The sequence below is a fragment of the Pseudomonas sp. NPDC089752 genome (genome assembly GCF_044748725.1).
In the GTDB taxonomy this organism is placed as follows: Bacteria; Pseudomonadota; Gammaproteobacteria; order Pseudomonadales; family Pseudomonadaceae; genus Aquipseudomonas.
This window is the reverse complement of sequence record NZ_JBIVGP010000018.1, coordinates 1-14,798: the sequence shown is the minus strand read 5'-3', so window position 1 is coordinate 14,798 and position 14,798 is coordinate 1. Positions and strand designations below refer to the sequence as shown.

Genomic DNA, 14,798 nt, shown 5'->3' with positions numbered 1-14,798 from the left:
TTCAATTCCTCTCAGGCTGAGCGCGGCTGCCCGCGCCCGTAATCAAGTCGTCGGGTTCGGTCAGCAGGGCGTCTGCGCGCCCTTGCGGGCGTACCACCACCAGGTCACCAGGATGCAGCTGAGGTAGTAGGCGATGAACGCGTAGAGGGCGGCTTCCGGGCCACCGGTCAGCGCGATGGAACTGCCGAAACTCTTGGGGATGAAGAAGCCACCGAACGCGCCCACGGCCGAGGTGAAGCCGAGCACCGCCGCGGCCTCCTTGCCGGCGCGGGCAGCGTCGTTGCGGTGCAGGGTGCGGAAGATCACCGGGATCATGCGGAAGGTCGAACCGTTGCCGATGCCGGTGGTGATGAACAGCACCATGAACATGCTGAGGAAGCCGAAGAAGTGCCCGGCCTCACCCGCGCGCGGCAGGAAGGCGACGACCCCGAACACGGCGGCGATCATCAGCACGAAGTTCCACAGGGTGACCCGGGCGCCGCCGAGCTTGTCCGAAATCCAGCCGCCGAGGGGGCGCGCCAGGGCGCCGACCAATGGGCCGAGGAAGGCGAACTTGAGGGCATTCACGTCCGGGAACGAGGTTTTGATCAACAGTGGGAAGGCGGCGGCGAAGCCGATGAACGAGCCGAAGGTGGCCAGGTACAACCAGCACATCAGCCAGTTGTGCTTGCGCTTGAAGATCACCGCTTGCTCGGAAAATGACGCGCTGGCCGACTTCAGGTCGTTCATGCCGAACCAGGCGGCCAGGGTGACCACGGCAATCAGCGGCACCCACACCAGGCCTGCGTTCTGCAGCCACAGTGCGCTGCCGTCGGCAAGATCCGCGGGGTTGCCACCGGCGGCGCCGAACAGGCCCACGCCAATCACCATCGGCACCAGGAACTGCATGCCGGAAACACCCAGGTTGCCGAGGCCGGCATTCAGGCCAAGGGCCGTGCCCTGCTGCGCCTTGGGGAAGAAGAAGCTGATGTTGGACATCGACGAGGCGAAGTTGCCGCCGCCGAAGCCGCACAACAGGGCGATGATCACGAACACGCTGTAAGGCGTGGCAGTGTCCTGCAGCGCCACGCCCATCCACAGCGCCGGGATCAGCAGCGATGCGGTGCTCAGCGCCGTCCAGCGACGGCCGCCGAACACCGGCACGATGAACGAGTAGAACACCCGCAGGGTCGCCCCAGACAGGCCCGGCAATGCGGCCAGCCAGAACAGCTGGTCGGTGCTGAAGGCGAAGCCGGCGGCGCTCATGCGCACGATCACCGTGCTCCAGATCATCCACATGGCGAAGGCCAGGAACAGCGCGGCGATGGAGATCCACAGGTTGCGGTTGGCGATGGCCTTGCCGGTCGCACTCCAGAACTGCGGGTCTTCCGGGCGCCAGTCTTCGATCACCGGCCCAGGCTTGGCCTGGCGGCCGAGAGCGGGGTTGTTGGATGACGACATGGTCAGTCTCCTTGAAGTTTCAGGAATCGGAATTCGGGTGTGCGCGGGCGTCCAGCACCGGTGCCTTGCGCACCTCGCTGCGGTACATCCAGATCAGCGAGACCCAGACCACGCCGTACAGGAACATGAAGCTGGAGCTGCGCACGCCGGTCAGGTCGACCAGGGCGCCGAACACGATCGGCAGGATGAATCCGCCCAGGCCGCCAGCCAGGCCGACGACCCCGGACACCGCGCCCATGCGGTCGGGGAACTCGTCGGCGATGTACTTGAACACCGAGGCCTTGCCGAATGCCCAGGCCACGCCGACGACGAACATCAGCGCGGTGAACACCCAGACGTTGAGGCCGAGGTGGAAAGTGCGCGGCCCTTCCAGGGTGTACAGGGTGATGTCGGTCTGCGGGTACGAGAGCAGAAACAGGCACACCCAGCTCACCCACATCACCCACCAGGTCACGCTGTGCGCGCCCCAGCGGTCCGACATCCAGCCGCCCAGGGCACGCAGCACGCCGCCGGGCAATGAGAAGCAGGCGGCCAGCAAGGCGGCGCTCTGCAGGCTGAAGCCGTATTCGCCGACGTAGTACTGGGTCATCCACAGGGCCAGCGCGACGTAGCCACCGAAGACGATCGAGTAGTACTGGCAGTAGCGCCAGACGCGCGGGTCTTTCAGGGTTGCGAGTTGTTCACCCAGGGAGACAGTGGAGGACACCCGGTGCGACTTGTCGTCATAGGTGAAGAACCAGAACATCACCGCCGTGACGAACAGGATCGCCGAGAACACCTTGGGCACCATCTGCCAGCTGGCGGCGGCGATGATCGCCGGGGCGATGAACTTGGTCAGCGCCGAACCGGCATTGCCGGCGCCGAAGATGCCCATCGCCAAGCCTTGGTTGGACTTGTCGAACCACTTGGCGACATAAGCGATGCCCACCGAGAACGAGCCGCCAGCCAGGCCGACGAACAGGCCCAGGGCCAGGAACTGCCAGTACGCGGTGGCCTCGCTGATCAGATAGATGGGCAACACGCAGGCCAGCATCAGCACGAAGAACACGATGCGCCCGCCGAAGCGGTCGCCGAGCATGCCCAGCGGCAAGCGCACCAGCGAACCGCTGAGCACCGGGGTGGCGGCCAGCAGGCCGAATTGGGTTTCGTTGAGGTCGAGCAGATCCTTGATAGGCACACCCAGCACCGCAAACATCATCCAGACCATGAAGCAGATGGTGAAAGCAGTCGTGCTCATCCCGAGCACCAGCCCCTGTTGTACGTTGCGTTGCATGATGAACGCTCTCCAGGGCGACATTTCACGCGCAGGCTAGGAGCATGCCGGCCGGCCACAGTTGACCTGTATCAAGGTGTGCAAAGCCTGGGCTGGCCTACCATTACGCTGTCTACCACCAAAGTGGTAGTTCTTATAAACACGAATTAATCCTTATTAATCAGTTAGTTATATGAACTTGTAGGAAGCCGTTGGCTGTCGATAAACGCCATCGGACTCTTTGGAGGTAGCGCCATGCTGAGTTGGCTGAAAAGCTCGTTACCCGCCCGCGCTGGCCTGGCCGTGGTCGTGCTGGCCACCCTGAGCCTGGCCAGCACCCTCAGCGCGGTGATGATCGCCAGGGTCAGTGAAAATGACGCGGCAGCGATGAACACCGCAGGTTCGCTGCGCATGGCCACCTACCGCCTTGACTGGCAGCTGGAGGCCAACGCTTCGCCACAAACCCTCGAGCAGCTGAGCCAGGACATGCAGCAGCGCCTGCACAACCCGGCGCTCGCGCACATGCTCGACGACGGCGAACAGAGCCCGGTGGGCAAGGCCTTCGCGCTGGTCCTCGGGCAGTGGCAAAGCCAGCTGCTGCCGGCCTTGCAGGCCAATGACAAGGCGTTGTTCCAACGCGAAGCCGAGGTGTTCGTCGACCATCTGGAAAACTTCGTTCTGCAACTGCAGAAGCAGAGCGAGCGTCGCCAGGGTTGGCAGCAGAACATTCAGGGGGCGGCACTGTTGATCAGCGTGGTGGTGTTGCTGATTGGCCTGTTCGAGCTCAACAGCAGCGTGCTCGCGCCGCTGCAGGAACTGGTGCGCACCACTGAACGCTTTCGCGCCGGCAAGCTCGATGCACGCATCCGCTATCGCTCCAGCGACGAGCTGGGGCAGATGGCCGACAGCTTCAATGCCATGGCCGATGCCATCGAACAATCGCACCACACCCTGGCCGCGCGGGTGGCGGAGAAAACCCAGGAGCTGAAACAGAGCAACGCCGCCCTCGACCTGCTGTGCCGCGCCAGCCGCAGCATCGCCACCCAGCCCACCAGCGCCGAGCAACTGGACGAACTGATCTCCAGCTTCCAGCAGCGTTTGCCCGGCTTGCGCCTGTCCCTGTGCCTGCGCCGCGAAACCCCGGCCGGTGAGGCGCAATTGATCGCCCTGCATGGCGACGACAACAGCCGCGAATTGTGCGCCCCCGATGATTGCGCCGGCTGCCAGCGCCAGCACCTGGCCAACCGCTTCAGCCTGGCGGTGAGCTCGCAGGGCACTGTCCTCGGCGACCTGCGCGCACACTTTCTCGACGGCCATGCAGCGCACCCTTGGGAGCGCGAGCTGATCCAGGCGCTGGCCGACCTGATCGGCACCAGCCTGTCGCTGGAGCGCCAGCGCGAAAAGGACAACCGCCTGCTGCTGCTCGATGAGCGCACCACCATCGCCCGCGAGCTGCATGATTCCCTGGCCCAGGCGCTGTCCTACATGAAATTGCAGGTCAGCCGTCTGCAAACTCTGATTCGCCGTGGCGAAAAGCCTGAAACCCTGCTGTCGGTCAGCGACGAACTGCGCGATGGGCTCAATAATGGCTATCGGCAACTACGCGAGCTGCTGACCACCTTCCGCCTGCAGATTCAGGACGGCGGGCTTGAGCAGGCGCTGGCAGACACCGCCCTGGAATTTGCCGAACGCGGCAACTTGCGCGTGCGCCTGCAGCAGCAGCCGCTGGCTTTCAACCTCGGCGCCAATGAACAGATCCATGTGCTGCAGATTGCCCGCGAAGCCCTTTCCAATTGTGCCCGGCACGCGCAGGCCAGCGAGGCCTGGGTGCACCTGCGCCAGGAGGGGGAAATGATCGAACTGCTGATCGAAGATGACGGCATAGGCCTGCAACCGGGCTACGACACGCGCTTGCACCACGGCCTGACGATCATGCATGAACGCGCCCGCAGCCTGGGCGGCGAGCTCAGCCTCGAGCCTCGCCAACCCCAGGGCACCCAGGTGCGGCTGCGTTTCGCCCCCGGATTTTTGCGCCAACCTGACAGCGAGAGCTACACATGAACCTTGCGAGCCCCTACACCCTGCTGCTGGCGGACGACCACCCGATGATGCGCCGTGCTTTGCGCCAATTGATCGAGCTGGAAAACGACCTGGTGGTGGTCGGTGAAGCCAACAATGGCCTCGAGGCCTGCGAGCTGGTTACCCGCCTGCAGCCTGACCTGGTGGTGCTCGATAACAACATGCCCGAACTCAATGGCATCGAGGCGCTCAAGCGTTTGCGCGAGCAGGGTTATACCGGCCAGATCCTGCTGTTCACGGTGTCCGATGCCGAACAGGACGTACGCGATGCCATGCGCTTCGGTGCCAATGGCTACCTGCTCAAGGACATGGAGCCTGAGTTGCTGATCGACCGCTTGCGTGAGGTGCTGGCGGGCAGCCTGGTGATCAGCCCGTCCCTGACCACGGTGCTGGCCCAGGCGCTGCGTTCGTCACATGGCGCCAGCTCGCTGGACCTCACCGACCGCGAGCGGCAAGTGCTGAAGATGATCGCCGGGGGGTTGAGCAACAAGATGATCGGCAACAAGCTGGGCATCACCGAAGGGACGGTGAAGGTGCACGTGAAGAACCTGCTGCACAAGCTGGGGTTGCGCTCGCGGGTGGAGGCGGCGGTGTGGGCGTTGGAGAATCTGCGTTAGCCTTTTGACGGGCTTGCAGGACCTCCTGTGGGAGCGGGCTTGCCCCGCGAAGAGGCCCCCGCGGTGGATGGCACCGGCTTCGCCGGTGTTCGCGGGGCAAGCCCGCTCCCACAGGTACAGGCATCGCGCCAGCTAGACCCTGACTGCCTGGCCCATACTTCGGATCATCCGCCATAGCATCGGCGGCAGGTGCTCCGGGTCCAGCGCATCGAGCAGGTTCTTCACCCCCAGCCCCAGATCAGTATCGCCCTCGATCACCAGCCGCCGCCGGAAGAACAGGGTATCGGGATCCTCCTGTCGGCTGGCCAGCAGCAGGAACTCCCGCCAGTTGCCACGGATGGTCACATCCGCCCTGCCCCGTGCCGCCACCTTCAAGCGCCGGCCTTCGCAGGTCACGCACCAAGCCAGCCCCAGGTCGGTCACCTGTAGCCGCAACCAGTGCCCACGCAGCAGTTCGAACGCGCCCTCGGCCAACGGCTCGGCAAACAGCCGCTGCGCCAGTTGCTCGATCGCCAGCTTCTGGCAGGCGAACGGCACATGCCTGCCCGCCTTGAGCAACGGCTCGCCATACTTGAGCAAGCGCTTCATGACAGCACCTCGCCAACCCGCAGCATGCCCGGCTGGCCATGCCAGTAGCCATTGCAGCCGCTTGTTGCGATAGGCGGTGAAGCCCCTTCGCGCACCGCGTCGAAGGCCGCGATCACCTGCTGCATGCCTTCGCCGCGCGGGCTGAGGCGCAGGATATCCACGCCGCAATCGACGAGCCCTGGGTAATCACCCAGCAGGTTGCTGGCTTCGCCCGACATCGTCTGGATACCATTGAGCACGAACAGCCGCTCGCCCTCCTGGCTCAGCATCGGCAGTCCTTCGACGTGTTTCTGGCAGCATAACTGGCAGTCGTCCTTGGGCCGGTTTTCAGCGCGGGCCGTAAAGCAGCGGGCCGAGTAGGCCAGCGGGAGATGGCCGTAGGCGAACAGCTCGACCTCCGGTCGGGCAATGCCCAATGCGTCGAGCTGCAGCAGGCAGTCGCGCACCAGCTGCCCCGAGCATTCGACGGGCGGCACCCAGCGCTGCAGGCCGCAGTCGATCAGTTCCTGCAACGCATAGGGGTTGTACAGGTTCAGCGCCGGGCCGGCGACGAAGGGCAGACGCCGCTCGGCGAGCAGCTGCACCGCGCCCATGTCATTGGCTTCGACCCGCAATTCGCCGTTTTCACACAGGCGCTTGAGGCTCGACAGCTCCGACGCCGCCTCCACCAGCGCCAACCCGGATAAAACCACCTCAACGCTGCTGCCCGAGCGCAACTCGCGGGCCAGGGCCAACCAGTCGTCCAGCGACAGCGCGCGGCGCTTGGAACAGACGGTTTCACCGAGGTAGATGATGTCCAGTGGCTGGCCCGCCATCGCTTCATAGAACGCCAGCAGCTTCTCCCGGCTCCAGTAGAACAGCACAGGTCCCAGGCTCAGTCTCATAGGCACCTCACTGCCAGGCTCGATGGTAGGCACCCAGGGTCGTCTGGCTACCTTCGGACAATTGCGAGAGCACCTTGCGCCACTGCGCTTGCACAGCGAACCCGCTGCCCTCTCGGGCATGCGCGTCCAGTGCCTGGCGCCACACGCGCGTCACCTGCTCGACATAGGCCGGGCTGCGTTGGCGGCCTTCGATCTTCACGGCGGCAATCCCCAGCTGCGCCAGTTGCGGAATCAGATCGAGGGTGTTGAGGCTGGTGGGTTCTTCCAGCGCGTGAAACTTCTGACCCTCGACCACGAAGCGGCCCTTGCACAAAGTGGGGTAACCGGCAGGCTCTTCAGGCGCGTAGCGGTCGATCAGCACACCGCCAAGGCGTGCGCTGAGGCCGTCGGCATCTTCGCTCCAACGCACTGCCTTGGCTGGCGAGCACACGCCGCAGAGGTTGGGGGACTCGCCGGTCACATAGGACGACAAATGGCAGCGGCCTTCGGCCATGATGCACAGGCTGCCGAAAGCGAACACTTCCAACGGCACCTCGCTGCGTTCGGCCACCTGGCGCACCTGGGCCAGTGACAGCACCCGCGGTAAAACGGCGCGACGAATGCCGTAGCGCTGGTGGTAAAACGACAACGCCGCAGGATTGGTGGCCGAGCCTTGAACGGACAGGTGCAGGTTCAAGTTGGGATGGCGCCGGCTGGCGTAGGCCAGCACGCCGGGGTCTGCGGCAATAAGCGCGTCTACGCCGAGGTCTGCAGCCTGGTCGACCGCGCGCTGCCAGCGCGACCAGCCCTGTGCCTGGCCGTAGGTGTTGACGGCAACGTACAACTGCCGGCGCTGTTCATGGATCAGTGCCAGGCCGATTTCCAGCTGCCGTTCATCGAGGTTGAGCCCGGTGAAATGGCGGGCATTGGTGTCATCGCGAAAGCCTACGTAGATGGCGTCCGCGCCTTGCTGCAACGCGGCCTTCAGCGCGGGCAGGCTACCTGCCGGGCAAACCAGGTGCATGGTGTCGTCTCCTGTGCAAAGCAGCTCAGGCCGCCAGGGTGTCGAAGCTGATGAAGTCGACCGTCTCGCCGGCACGCAAGGTGCGATGCGCCTCGATCACGGCCAGGCCTTCGGCGCTGCACATGCCGCTGAGCATCGCCGAGCCTTGCCAGGCGTTGGGGATCACGCGCAGGCCTGCTGGTGTCGAGGTGAGCCAGGCGCGCAGATACTGGCGGCGCAGGTTGGCCCGTGGCCAGTCGAAGTTGGCGACCACCGGCATGGCCCGTGGCATCACGTCGCGACGGCCCTGGGCACGCAGCAGGAAGGGCCGCGCCACCACCTGCAGGCAGAGCAGCGCCGCGACGGGATTGCCCGGCAGGCCAAGCCATGGGGTGATCCCCACACGGCCGTAAGCGAACGGTTTGCCGGGCTGAATCGCCAGGCGCCACAGGCGCAGCTCGCCCAGCGCTTCGACGGCGGACTTGAGATGATCCTCTTCGCCCACCGAAACCCCACCCGAAGTGATGATCACATCCCAGTCGGCGGCGGCCTTGGTCAATGTCTCGCGGCATGCCCGAGGGTTGTCGGGCAGGTGGCCCAATTCCCCGACTTCCAGTTGCCAGCCACGTAGCGCAGCAGCCAGGCTGTGGGTATTGGCATCGTAGATCTGGCCACGGCGCAGCACATCCCCCGGCGCACAGAGCTCGTCGCCGGTACTCAGCAGGCCGACCCGCAGCGGCCGATACACCCGCAGCGAGGCGATACCCTGGCTGGCGAGCAAACCCAGCTCGGCAGGTCGCAGGCGCTGCCCGGCCTCCAGCAAACGGGCGCCCTGGCGAAACTCCTCGCCACAACGGCGCACATGGTCGCCAGGCCAGCAGGCCGGCAGCCAGACGCGCCCGGCACCGGCCTTGGCGTGCTCTTGCGGCACCACGCTGTCGGCGCCGGAGGGCAAAGGTGCGCCGGTGAAAATGCGCACCGCATGGCCCTCTGGCAATTCGTCGAGCGCCGCGTCCCCGGCCGCGATGCGCCCCGCCAGCGGCAGGTAGCCGCCCTCTGCGGGCAGGTCGTCAGCGCGCAGGGCGTAGCCGTCCATGGCGCTGTTGTCCCAGGCCGGGCTTGGGCGCGGCGCCAGCACGTCATCGGCGAGGACACGGCCTAGGGCCATGTCCAGTGGTAGCCGTTCGGCCGCTGGGGGCCGGGGGGCCTGCTCCAGCAATTCGCTGATGGCCTGGTCGACTGGGCGCAGGTTGTCGACACCGCAGCCACAGCCATTCATGCGCGGCTCCCGCAGGCGGCCACGGCGTGCTCGGGCAGCTGCTTGAGGTGGGGCACGAAGTTGCACGGCGTGGTGCGGCAGTCGAGCTGCTTGTGCAGGATCTCGTCCCAGCCGGTGCGACAGGCGCCTGGGGAGCCCGGCAAGCAGCACACCAGGGTGCCGTTGCTGAGCCCTGCCAGGGCGCGGGACTGGATCGTCGAGGTGCCGATTTGCGCCAGCGAAACCTGGCGGAACAGCTCGCCAAAACCCTCCACGCGCTTGTCCAGCAATGGCTCGACGGCCTGGGGCGTGTTGTCACGGGCGGTAAAGCCGGTGCCCCCGGTAAGCAGCACCACCTGCGCCTGGGCATCGGCGATCCAGGCGCACAGCCGCGCACGGATCTGCCAGATGTCGTCGGGCACCAGTGCCCGGTCGTGGAGGATGTGCCCGGCTGCCTGCAGGCTGTCGACCAGGGCCTGCCCGGAGCCATCGGTGGCCGGGGTGCGGGTGTCGCTGATGGTCAGCACGGCGATGCGCAGTGCCTGGAATTCGCTGAGTGCAAGGTGAGCCATGGTGGCACCCTCCTCTGAATGACAGCGCGCAGCCTGTGCCAGGTTGCCTGCCTGGCCCATTCCTCGAAGGAGGTACACCTGGGGGTAGATGCAGCAAAGCTTGATTTCGATCAAGCCTGGCGGGGGTGGCGGGCATAGTCTGGGGCAAACGGCGACTGCTGGAGGCATGCCATGGCCAAGAAATTCCCCCACAACCCCAGCCACCCGGAGCGCATCTGTTGGGGGTGTGACCTGTACTGCCCGGCCAAGGCGCTGGCGTGTGGCAATGGCGCGGACCGGACCATGCACCCGGTGGAGTTGTTTGGGGAGGATTGGGACAGCTTCGATGCGCTGCAGGTAGATGCCGTGGGAGCGGCTTCAGCCGCGAACACCGGCGAAGCCGGTGCCATCCAGCGCGTCGCTTGCTTCGCGGCTGAAGCCGCTCCCACAGAGAGATCGGGGTGAAGTCCGGAATCAGAACGCCGTACTGACCGTCAGCGACATGCTCCGCGGATCCCCATAAATCGCCCCTGCATAGAACCCGTACTGGGTGTAGTAATGCTTGTCGAACAGGTTGTCGACATTGAGGCTGACCGAGGTATCGTCGGTCACCTGATACTTGGCCATGGCATTCCAGATCGCATAGCCCGACCAGTTCACATCGGTCGAACCCCCACTCACACCATTCACAGGTTGCCCCGCCGGGCTCGAGATTGCGCGGATATTGGTTTGCGCCTTCACGCCTGCACCCAAGGTCAGGCGGTCGAGCGGGCCAGACAGGCGATAGGTGGTGGAGGCCTTGAACAGGTGCGACGGGTCACTGCGCCCATCGCTGTCGACGCGGCGGAAATGCAGGTACGTATATCCCGCATAGACGTTCCAGTTCGGTGTCAGCGCGCCGGCGATTTCCAGGTCGATACCGTCGGTTTCCTGGCCGGTACCGGCCTTGTAGGCATCACCACCGGTCGGGGTGGTCAGGCCATCGTCGAGCACCGCCTTGTTTTCCTGCTTGGTGCGGAAGTACGCCGCCGAGGCATTCAGGCGGCCATCCAGCCATTCACCCTTGATACCGGTTTCGTAGCTTTGCCCACGGATCGGCTCGACCTTGGTGCCGCTCTCGGTCTCGGCCGTCTGCGGGTTGAAGATGTCGGTGTAGCTGGCGTACAGCGAATAGGTGTCGTTGAGGTCGTACACCGCGCCCAGGTACGGCGTGACGATGCCGCTGTTCTGCTGGTTGCTGCGCACGCCGCTGACATTGCGGGTGGTGGCCGAATAATCCGTGGTGCGCATACCGATGATCACCGACAGCGGGTCGGTAATGCTCAGGCGGGTAGCCGCATACATGCCCTGCAGACGGGTGGTGGTCTTGCTGTGGCGGCCAGTGCGCGAGGCGAGCATGTCGTAGTCGCTGTCCACGCCGTTGTGCCAATCGGTCACCGGGAAGCCGTTGTTGGCGCGGAACTGGCAGCCCACCGACGGGGCACTGACGCGGTCGGCGCTGACCATGGTGCAGCTGTACTCCGGCGACCAGGCCACGGTGCGGCTGTCGTTGTAGCCGACCATCGCCTGGTGGGTGCGGCCAAACAGCTGGAACGGCCCGGACAGGTCGATTTGCGCCGACTGCTGGGTGGTGTCGCTGGAGCTGTGCAGGCCGTTCAGTACCGCGCCGCTGCCATCCTGGTCCCAGTAGCCGCCATAGCTGCCGCGCCCGGCCGAGTTGACCTTGGCCAGGCCGCGATGGTTGAGCGCTTCGCTGGTGCTCTGGGCGGCTTTCAGATCGAGGGTCCAGTCGTTGTCGAAATGGTGCACCAGGGAGCCGAAGGCGGTACGGGTGGTGTACTCTCCGAAGCTCCAGCTCGGCACCACGTTGGTGCTGCGCGGCAGGTTTGTGGTGCTGCCGTCGCGGTACCAGATCGGAATATTGGCGCCCCAGCCGCCACCCACCACCTTGTTGTATTCGTACTGATAGCCGGCGCCTAGGGTAGTCGCGTCGTCGATGTCGAACTCGAAATTGGCCAGGGCCGCGCGTGAGCGCTCGGACTGATTGTCGCGGAAGGAGTTGGCATCGCCTTGCGTCATCACGAAACGCGAGCGCAAGCGGCCGTCCTCGGACAGCGGCAGGTTCAGATCGGCGCCCAGGCGGCGCTTGTCCCAGCTGCCGTAGGTGGCATAAGCACTGCCGCCAAAAGTCTTGGTCGGGGCCTTGCGGATGAGATTGACCGTGGCCGACGGGTCGCCGGTGCCGCCGAGCAGGCCATTGGCGCCTCGGACGATGTCGATGCGTTCGTACAGGTCCATGTTCAAGGCGTTGCCGCCGCCACTGAAGTCCGAGCCACCCTGGAACTGCAGGCCATCGACCTTCCAGTTGCTGATCGAGTAGCCACGGGCTCGGAAGTCGGTGCGCCCGCCAACTTCGGACTTGGTGGTGCTCACGCCCGGTGTGGTGTCCAGTGCCTGCTCGATGCTGTGGATGGCGCGGTCATCCAGCTGTTGACGGGTAATGGTAGTTACCGACTGTGGTGTCTGGCGCGGCGTCAACTTGAGGCCCGTGGAGCTGCGCGTGCTTTCCACTGTATAACCCAGCTGCCCTGTTTCGTCGGCGGACAGCAGCGCGCTGTCATCGATCTGGGTGGCATCCAGCTCCAGCGGCTGGCTCTCGGCGGCCATGGCACCGCCACTGACGGCCAGTGCAACGAGTAGGGCAAGCGGGTGAATCGTGAGACTTGGAGGTTTCATTTGGGAAGGCTTCGTATTTGCAGATGATTTTTTGTTACGATTCTAGGCATCCGCCCTCCGGGCTCCATACCCGGCTTGTATGGGCATGTAATTGAACGTAATGAGCGCTGCCGGCCCTCCCGAACAGGTGTTTCTAGCAATGAGCACGACCTTGCTGGTCGTCGATGATGACGACGAGATCCGCGAACTTCTCTGTGACTACTTGAGCGATGCCGGCTACACGGTGTTGGCTGCGGCTGATGGCGAAGGCATGCGCGAGCAACTGGCCCAGCACAAGGTCGAGCTGGTGGTATTGGACCTGATGCTCCCGGGCGAGGATGGCTTGAGCCTGTGTCGGCAGCTTCAGGCCACCCCAGGCCTGGCGGTGATCATGCTCTCGGCCAAGGGCAGTACGCTCGACCGCATCATCGGCTTGGAAGTCGGTGCCGACGACTACCTGGCCAAGCCGTTCGAGCCGCGTGAACTGGTCGCCCGCATCAAGGCGGTATTGCGCCGCCCCCAGCGCCTCGATGCTGCAATAGAGGAACCCGCAACCGACGCACAATGCTTTGCCGGTTTCAGCCTCGACCACGTCAAGCGCCTGCTCACCCGCCCGGATGGCGAAGCGTTGACCCTGCCACGCTCCGATTACCGGGTGCTGCGTGAACTGCTCGAAGCCAACAACCGGGTGGTCTCACGCGACCAGTTGACGCGCAGTGCCTTCGGCCGCGACCACCTCCCCGACGACCGCTCGGTGGACATGTGCATCAGCCGCCTGCGCCAACAGCTGCGCCGCGCGCCGGGCGGCACCGTGCAGATCCTCACCATCCGCAACGAAGGCTACCTGCTGAGCATGGCTCGCGCCGAAGCGGCCAGCTGAGGTGCGCTGGCTCCGGCGGCTGTGGCCGCGCACCCTGTTTGGCCAGCTGCTGCTGATCATGGTCAGCGGTACGCTGGTGATCCAGCTGATGTCCAGCAGCATCTGGTTCGATGTGCGCTTTGCCCAGGTGCTGGAGGCGCCCGTCAGGTTGATGGCTGCACGTAGCGCGCCGCTGATTGCCCACGCCGATTGCCATGCTGGATCGCTGCCAATACCGGCGCACTATCAAGTGCGCTGTACCGACGACGTGCCCGCCGTGGAGGAAGACCAGCGCCGTGGGCGACATCGCGTTGAGTTGTTGCTGCAGCAGGCGCTCAAGTACGAACTTGGCCATGCCCAGGAAGTCCGGCTGCTCAAGGTGCAGCTGACTGACGAGCTCGGCCAGCCGATCGTCTGGCGCAGCCTGTTCGGCCTGCGCACCGCCCAGGCGCATATCCAGTTCGCCGTGCCCTTGGCTGACGGCCATTGGCTGAGCATCGAAGGCCAGGAGCTACAGGGCTGGAGCGGCGAGTCGGCCTGGGTGTTGATCAGCGATTACCTGCTGCGGGTGTATGCCCTGCGCATCGTCGCCGTGCTGGTGGTCTGCCTGGTCGCGGTACGCCTGTGCCTGCGCCCGCTGCGGCGCCTGGCCGATGCCGCGCGCGGCCTGGGCGCCAATCTGGACCAGCCACCGCTGGCCCTGGATGGCCCGGAAGAAGTGCGCCAGGCCGCCCAGGCTTTCAACGCCATGCAGCAACGGCTGATCGCCATGGTCAACGACAAGGCTTATTTCCTGGCCGCCGTGTCCCACGACCTGCGCACCCCGCTGACGCGCATGCGCCTGCTTCTGGAACGGCTGCCCGAGGACGATCACCGCGAACGCTTGCGACAGAACATCACGCAGATGGACGACATGATTGGCCAGGTGTTGGATTACCTGCGTGCGGGGGAGCAACAGAATCTGCAGCAGGTCGATGTCGACCGGCTGGTGGCACGCTTGTGCGCGGACCTTGCCAGCGCCGACGAGCCACTGCCGGTGCAGGGCAAGGCTGGCAGCCTGCAAGTCGATGCCTTGCTGCTGCAGCGTTGCCTGCAAAACCTGCTGGTCAATGCCCTGCGTTATGCCAAGGATGTTTCCGTCACCCTGGAGCGCATCACTACGGGCGTGTTCATCCATATCGACGACCACGGGCCAGGCATCGCTCCAGGGCTGCTGGCGACCATTACCGATCCGTTCGTGCGCGGTGAAGGGTCGCGCAACCAGGCGTCTGGGGGGTATGGATTGGGGTTGAGCATTGCCCAACGGATTGCCGCCAGCCACGGCGGCGAATTGATGCTCGTGAACCGCGACGGTGGCGGGTTACGCGTCAGCGTATTGCTGATCGGCTGACTCAGTAGTTCCAATGCTTAGGGAGAACCCCGTGGGAGCGGCTTCAGCCGCGAACACCGGCGAAGCCGGTGCCATCCACCGCGTCGCTTGCTTCGCGGCTAAAGCCGCTTGTGTCTTGAAGGGGGATTAGAATCTGGAGTGAGAGCGGTGAATGACAAGCTGAGTGCCGCAGGTGCCACGAGC

General features: G+C 64.9%; 12 protein-coding genes and 1 pseudogene. 5 read left to right on the top strand and 8 right to left on the bottom strand.

All coding sequences use genetic code 11. From position 1 onward, the window contains the following. Positions 1 to 60 precede the first annotated feature (60 nt). The gene (locus ACIPZF_RS23245) at positions 61 to 1,440 is read right to left on the bottom strand and encodes a NarK family nitrate/nitrite MFS transporter (RefSeq protein ID WP_400803718.1); all 1,380 of its coding nucleotides are present in this window, start codon (positions 1,438 to 1,440) and stop codon (positions 61 to 63) included. Between the two features lie 19 nt (positions 1,441 to 1,459). Continuing rightward, positions 1,460 to 2,713, bottom strand: a complete 1,254-nt coding sequence (locus ACIPZF_RS23240) for a nitrate/nitrite transporter (protein WP_400803715.1) — start codon at positions 2,711 to 2,713, stop codon at positions 1,460 to 1,462. 234 nt (positions 2,714 to 2,947) lie between these two features. On the opposite strand from ACIPZF_RS23240, the gene ACIPZF_RS23235 reads away from it, so the two are divergent. After that, entirely contained in the window at positions 2,948 to 4,753 is a 1,806-nt protein-coding gene (locus ACIPZF_RS23235) for a HAMP domain-containing protein (RefSeq protein WP_400803712.1), read from the top strand. Beyond that, positions 4,750 to 5,388, top strand: a complete 639-nt coding sequence (gene narL / locus ACIPZF_RS23230; RefSeq protein ID WP_400803710.1) for a two-component system response regulator NarL — start codon at positions 4,750 to 4,752, stop codon at positions 5,386 to 5,388. Before ACIPZF_RS23235 ends, narL begins: the two co-directional genes overlap by 4 nt. A 132-nt stretch (positions 5,389 to 5,520) precedes the next feature. On the opposite strand, the gene ACIPZF_RS23225 is transcribed toward narL, so the two are convergent. From ACIPZF_RS23225 to moaB, 5 genes are read right to left on the bottom strand one after another with little or no spacing between them, the layout of a single operon-like run. Continuing rightward, positions 5,521 to 5,976, bottom strand: a complete 456-nt coding sequence (locus tag ACIPZF_RS23225; RefSeq protein ID WP_400803707.1) for an SCP2 domain-containing protein — start codon at positions 5,974 to 5,976, stop codon at positions 5,521 to 5,523. Then, positions 5,973 to 6,860 carry a U32 family peptidase gene (locus tag ACIPZF_RS23220; protein ID WP_400803704.1) on the bottom strand — a complete coding sequence of 296 codons (888 nt, stop codon included), beginning with the start codon at positions 6,858 to 6,860 and terminating at the stop codon, positions 5,973 to 5,975. Before ACIPZF_RS23220 ends, ACIPZF_RS23225 begins: the two co-directional genes overlap by 4 nt. Before the next feature lie 7 nt (positions 6,861 to 6,867). Beyond that, on the bottom strand, positions 6,868 to 7,863 hold the full coding sequence (locus tag ACIPZF_RS23215; RefSeq protein WP_400803702.1) for a peptidase U32 family protein: 996 nt from the start codon (positions 7,861 to 7,863) through the stop codon (positions 6,868 to 6,870). 25 nt (positions 7,864 to 7,888) lie between these two features. Then, entirely contained in the window at positions 7,889 to 9,121 is a 1,233-nt protein-coding gene (gene glp, locus ACIPZF_RS23210; protein ID WP_400803701.1) for a gephyrin-like molybdotransferase Glp, read from the bottom strand. After that, positions 9,118 to 9,672 carry a molybdenum cofactor biosynthesis protein B gene (moaB, locus tag ACIPZF_RS23205; protein ID WP_400803698.1) on the bottom strand — a complete coding sequence of 185 codons (555 nt, stop codon included), beginning with the start codon at positions 9,670 to 9,672 and terminating at the stop codon, positions 9,118 to 9,120. The genes glp and moaB overlap by 4 nt, the downstream gene beginning before the upstream one ends. A 171-nt stretch (positions 9,673 to 9,843) precedes the next feature. Here moaB and ACIPZF_RS23200 point away from each other — a divergent pair. Then, a pseudogene (locus ACIPZF_RS23200) lies at positions 9,844 to 9,987 on the top strand (DUF3079 domain-containing protein); the annotation flags it as partial. A 138-nt stretch (positions 9,988 to 10,125) separates the two neighbouring features. Here the strand turns inward: ACIPZF_RS23200 and ACIPZF_RS23195 are convergent. After that, positions 10,126 to 12,387, bottom strand: coding sequence for a TonB-dependent siderophore receptor (locus ACIPZF_RS23195; protein WP_400803695.1), 2,262 nt, complete (start codon positions 12,385 to 12,387; stop codon positions 10,126 to 10,128). Positions 12,388 to 12,526: 139 nt separating this feature from the next. Between ACIPZF_RS23195 and ACIPZF_RS23190 the strand changes: the two genes are divergently transcribed. Next, positions 12,527 to 13,246 carry a response regulator gene (locus tag ACIPZF_RS23190; protein WP_400803692.1) on the top strand — a complete coding sequence of 240 codons (720 nt, stop codon included), beginning with the start codon at positions 12,527 to 12,529 and terminating at the stop codon, positions 13,244 to 13,246. 1 nt (position 13,247) lies between these two features. Further along, the gene (locus ACIPZF_RS23185) at positions 13,248 to 14,615 is read left to right on the top strand and encodes an ATP-binding protein (protein WP_400803689.1); all 1,368 of its coding nucleotides are present in this window, start codon (positions 13,248 to 13,250) and stop codon (positions 14,613 to 14,615) included. Positions 14,616 to 14,798 lie beyond the last annotated feature (183 nt).

Coding starts and splice junctions, on each gene's coding strand:
- moaB (WP_400803698.1), bottom strand. CDS start 9,672: ATGGCTCACCTTGCACTCAGCGAATTCCAGGCACTGCGCATCGCCGTG.
- ACIPZF_RS23245 (WP_400803718.1), bottom strand. CDS start 1,440: ATGTCGTCATCCAACAACCCCGCTCTCGGCCGCCAGGCCAAGCCTGGG.
- narL (WP_400803710.1), top strand. CDS start 4,750: ATGAACCTTGCGAGCCCCTACACCCTGCTGCTGGCGGACGACCACCCG.
- ACIPZF_RS23215 (WP_400803702.1), bottom strand. CDS start 7,863: ATGCACCTGGTTTGCCCGGCAGGTAGCCTGCCCGCGCTGAAGGCCGCG.
- glp (WP_400803701.1), bottom strand. CDS start 9,121: ATGAATGGCTGTGGCTGCGGTGTCGACAACCTGCGCCCAGTCGACCAG.
- ACIPZF_RS23240 (WP_400803715.1), bottom strand. CDS start 2,713: ATGCAACGCAACGTACAACAGGGGCTGGTGCTCGGGATGAGCACGACT.
- ACIPZF_RS23235 (WP_400803712.1), top strand. CDS start 2,948: ATGCTGAGTTGGCTGAAAAGCTCGTTACCCGCCCGCGCTGGCCTGGCC.
- ACIPZF_RS23195 (WP_400803695.1), bottom strand. CDS start 12,387: ATGAAACCTCCAAGTCTCACGATTCACCCGCTTGCCCTACTCGTTGCA.
- ACIPZF_RS23190 (WP_400803692.1), top strand. CDS start 12,527: ATGAGCACGACCTTGCTGGTCGTCGATGATGACGACGAGATCCGCGAA.
- ACIPZF_RS23220 (WP_400803704.1), bottom strand. CDS start 6,860: ATGAGACTGAGCCTGGGACCTGTGCTGTTCTACTGGAGCCGGGAGAAG.
- ACIPZF_RS23225 (WP_400803707.1), bottom strand. CDS start 5,976: ATGAAGCGCTTGCTCAAGTATGGCGAGCCGTTGCTCAAGGCGGGCAGG.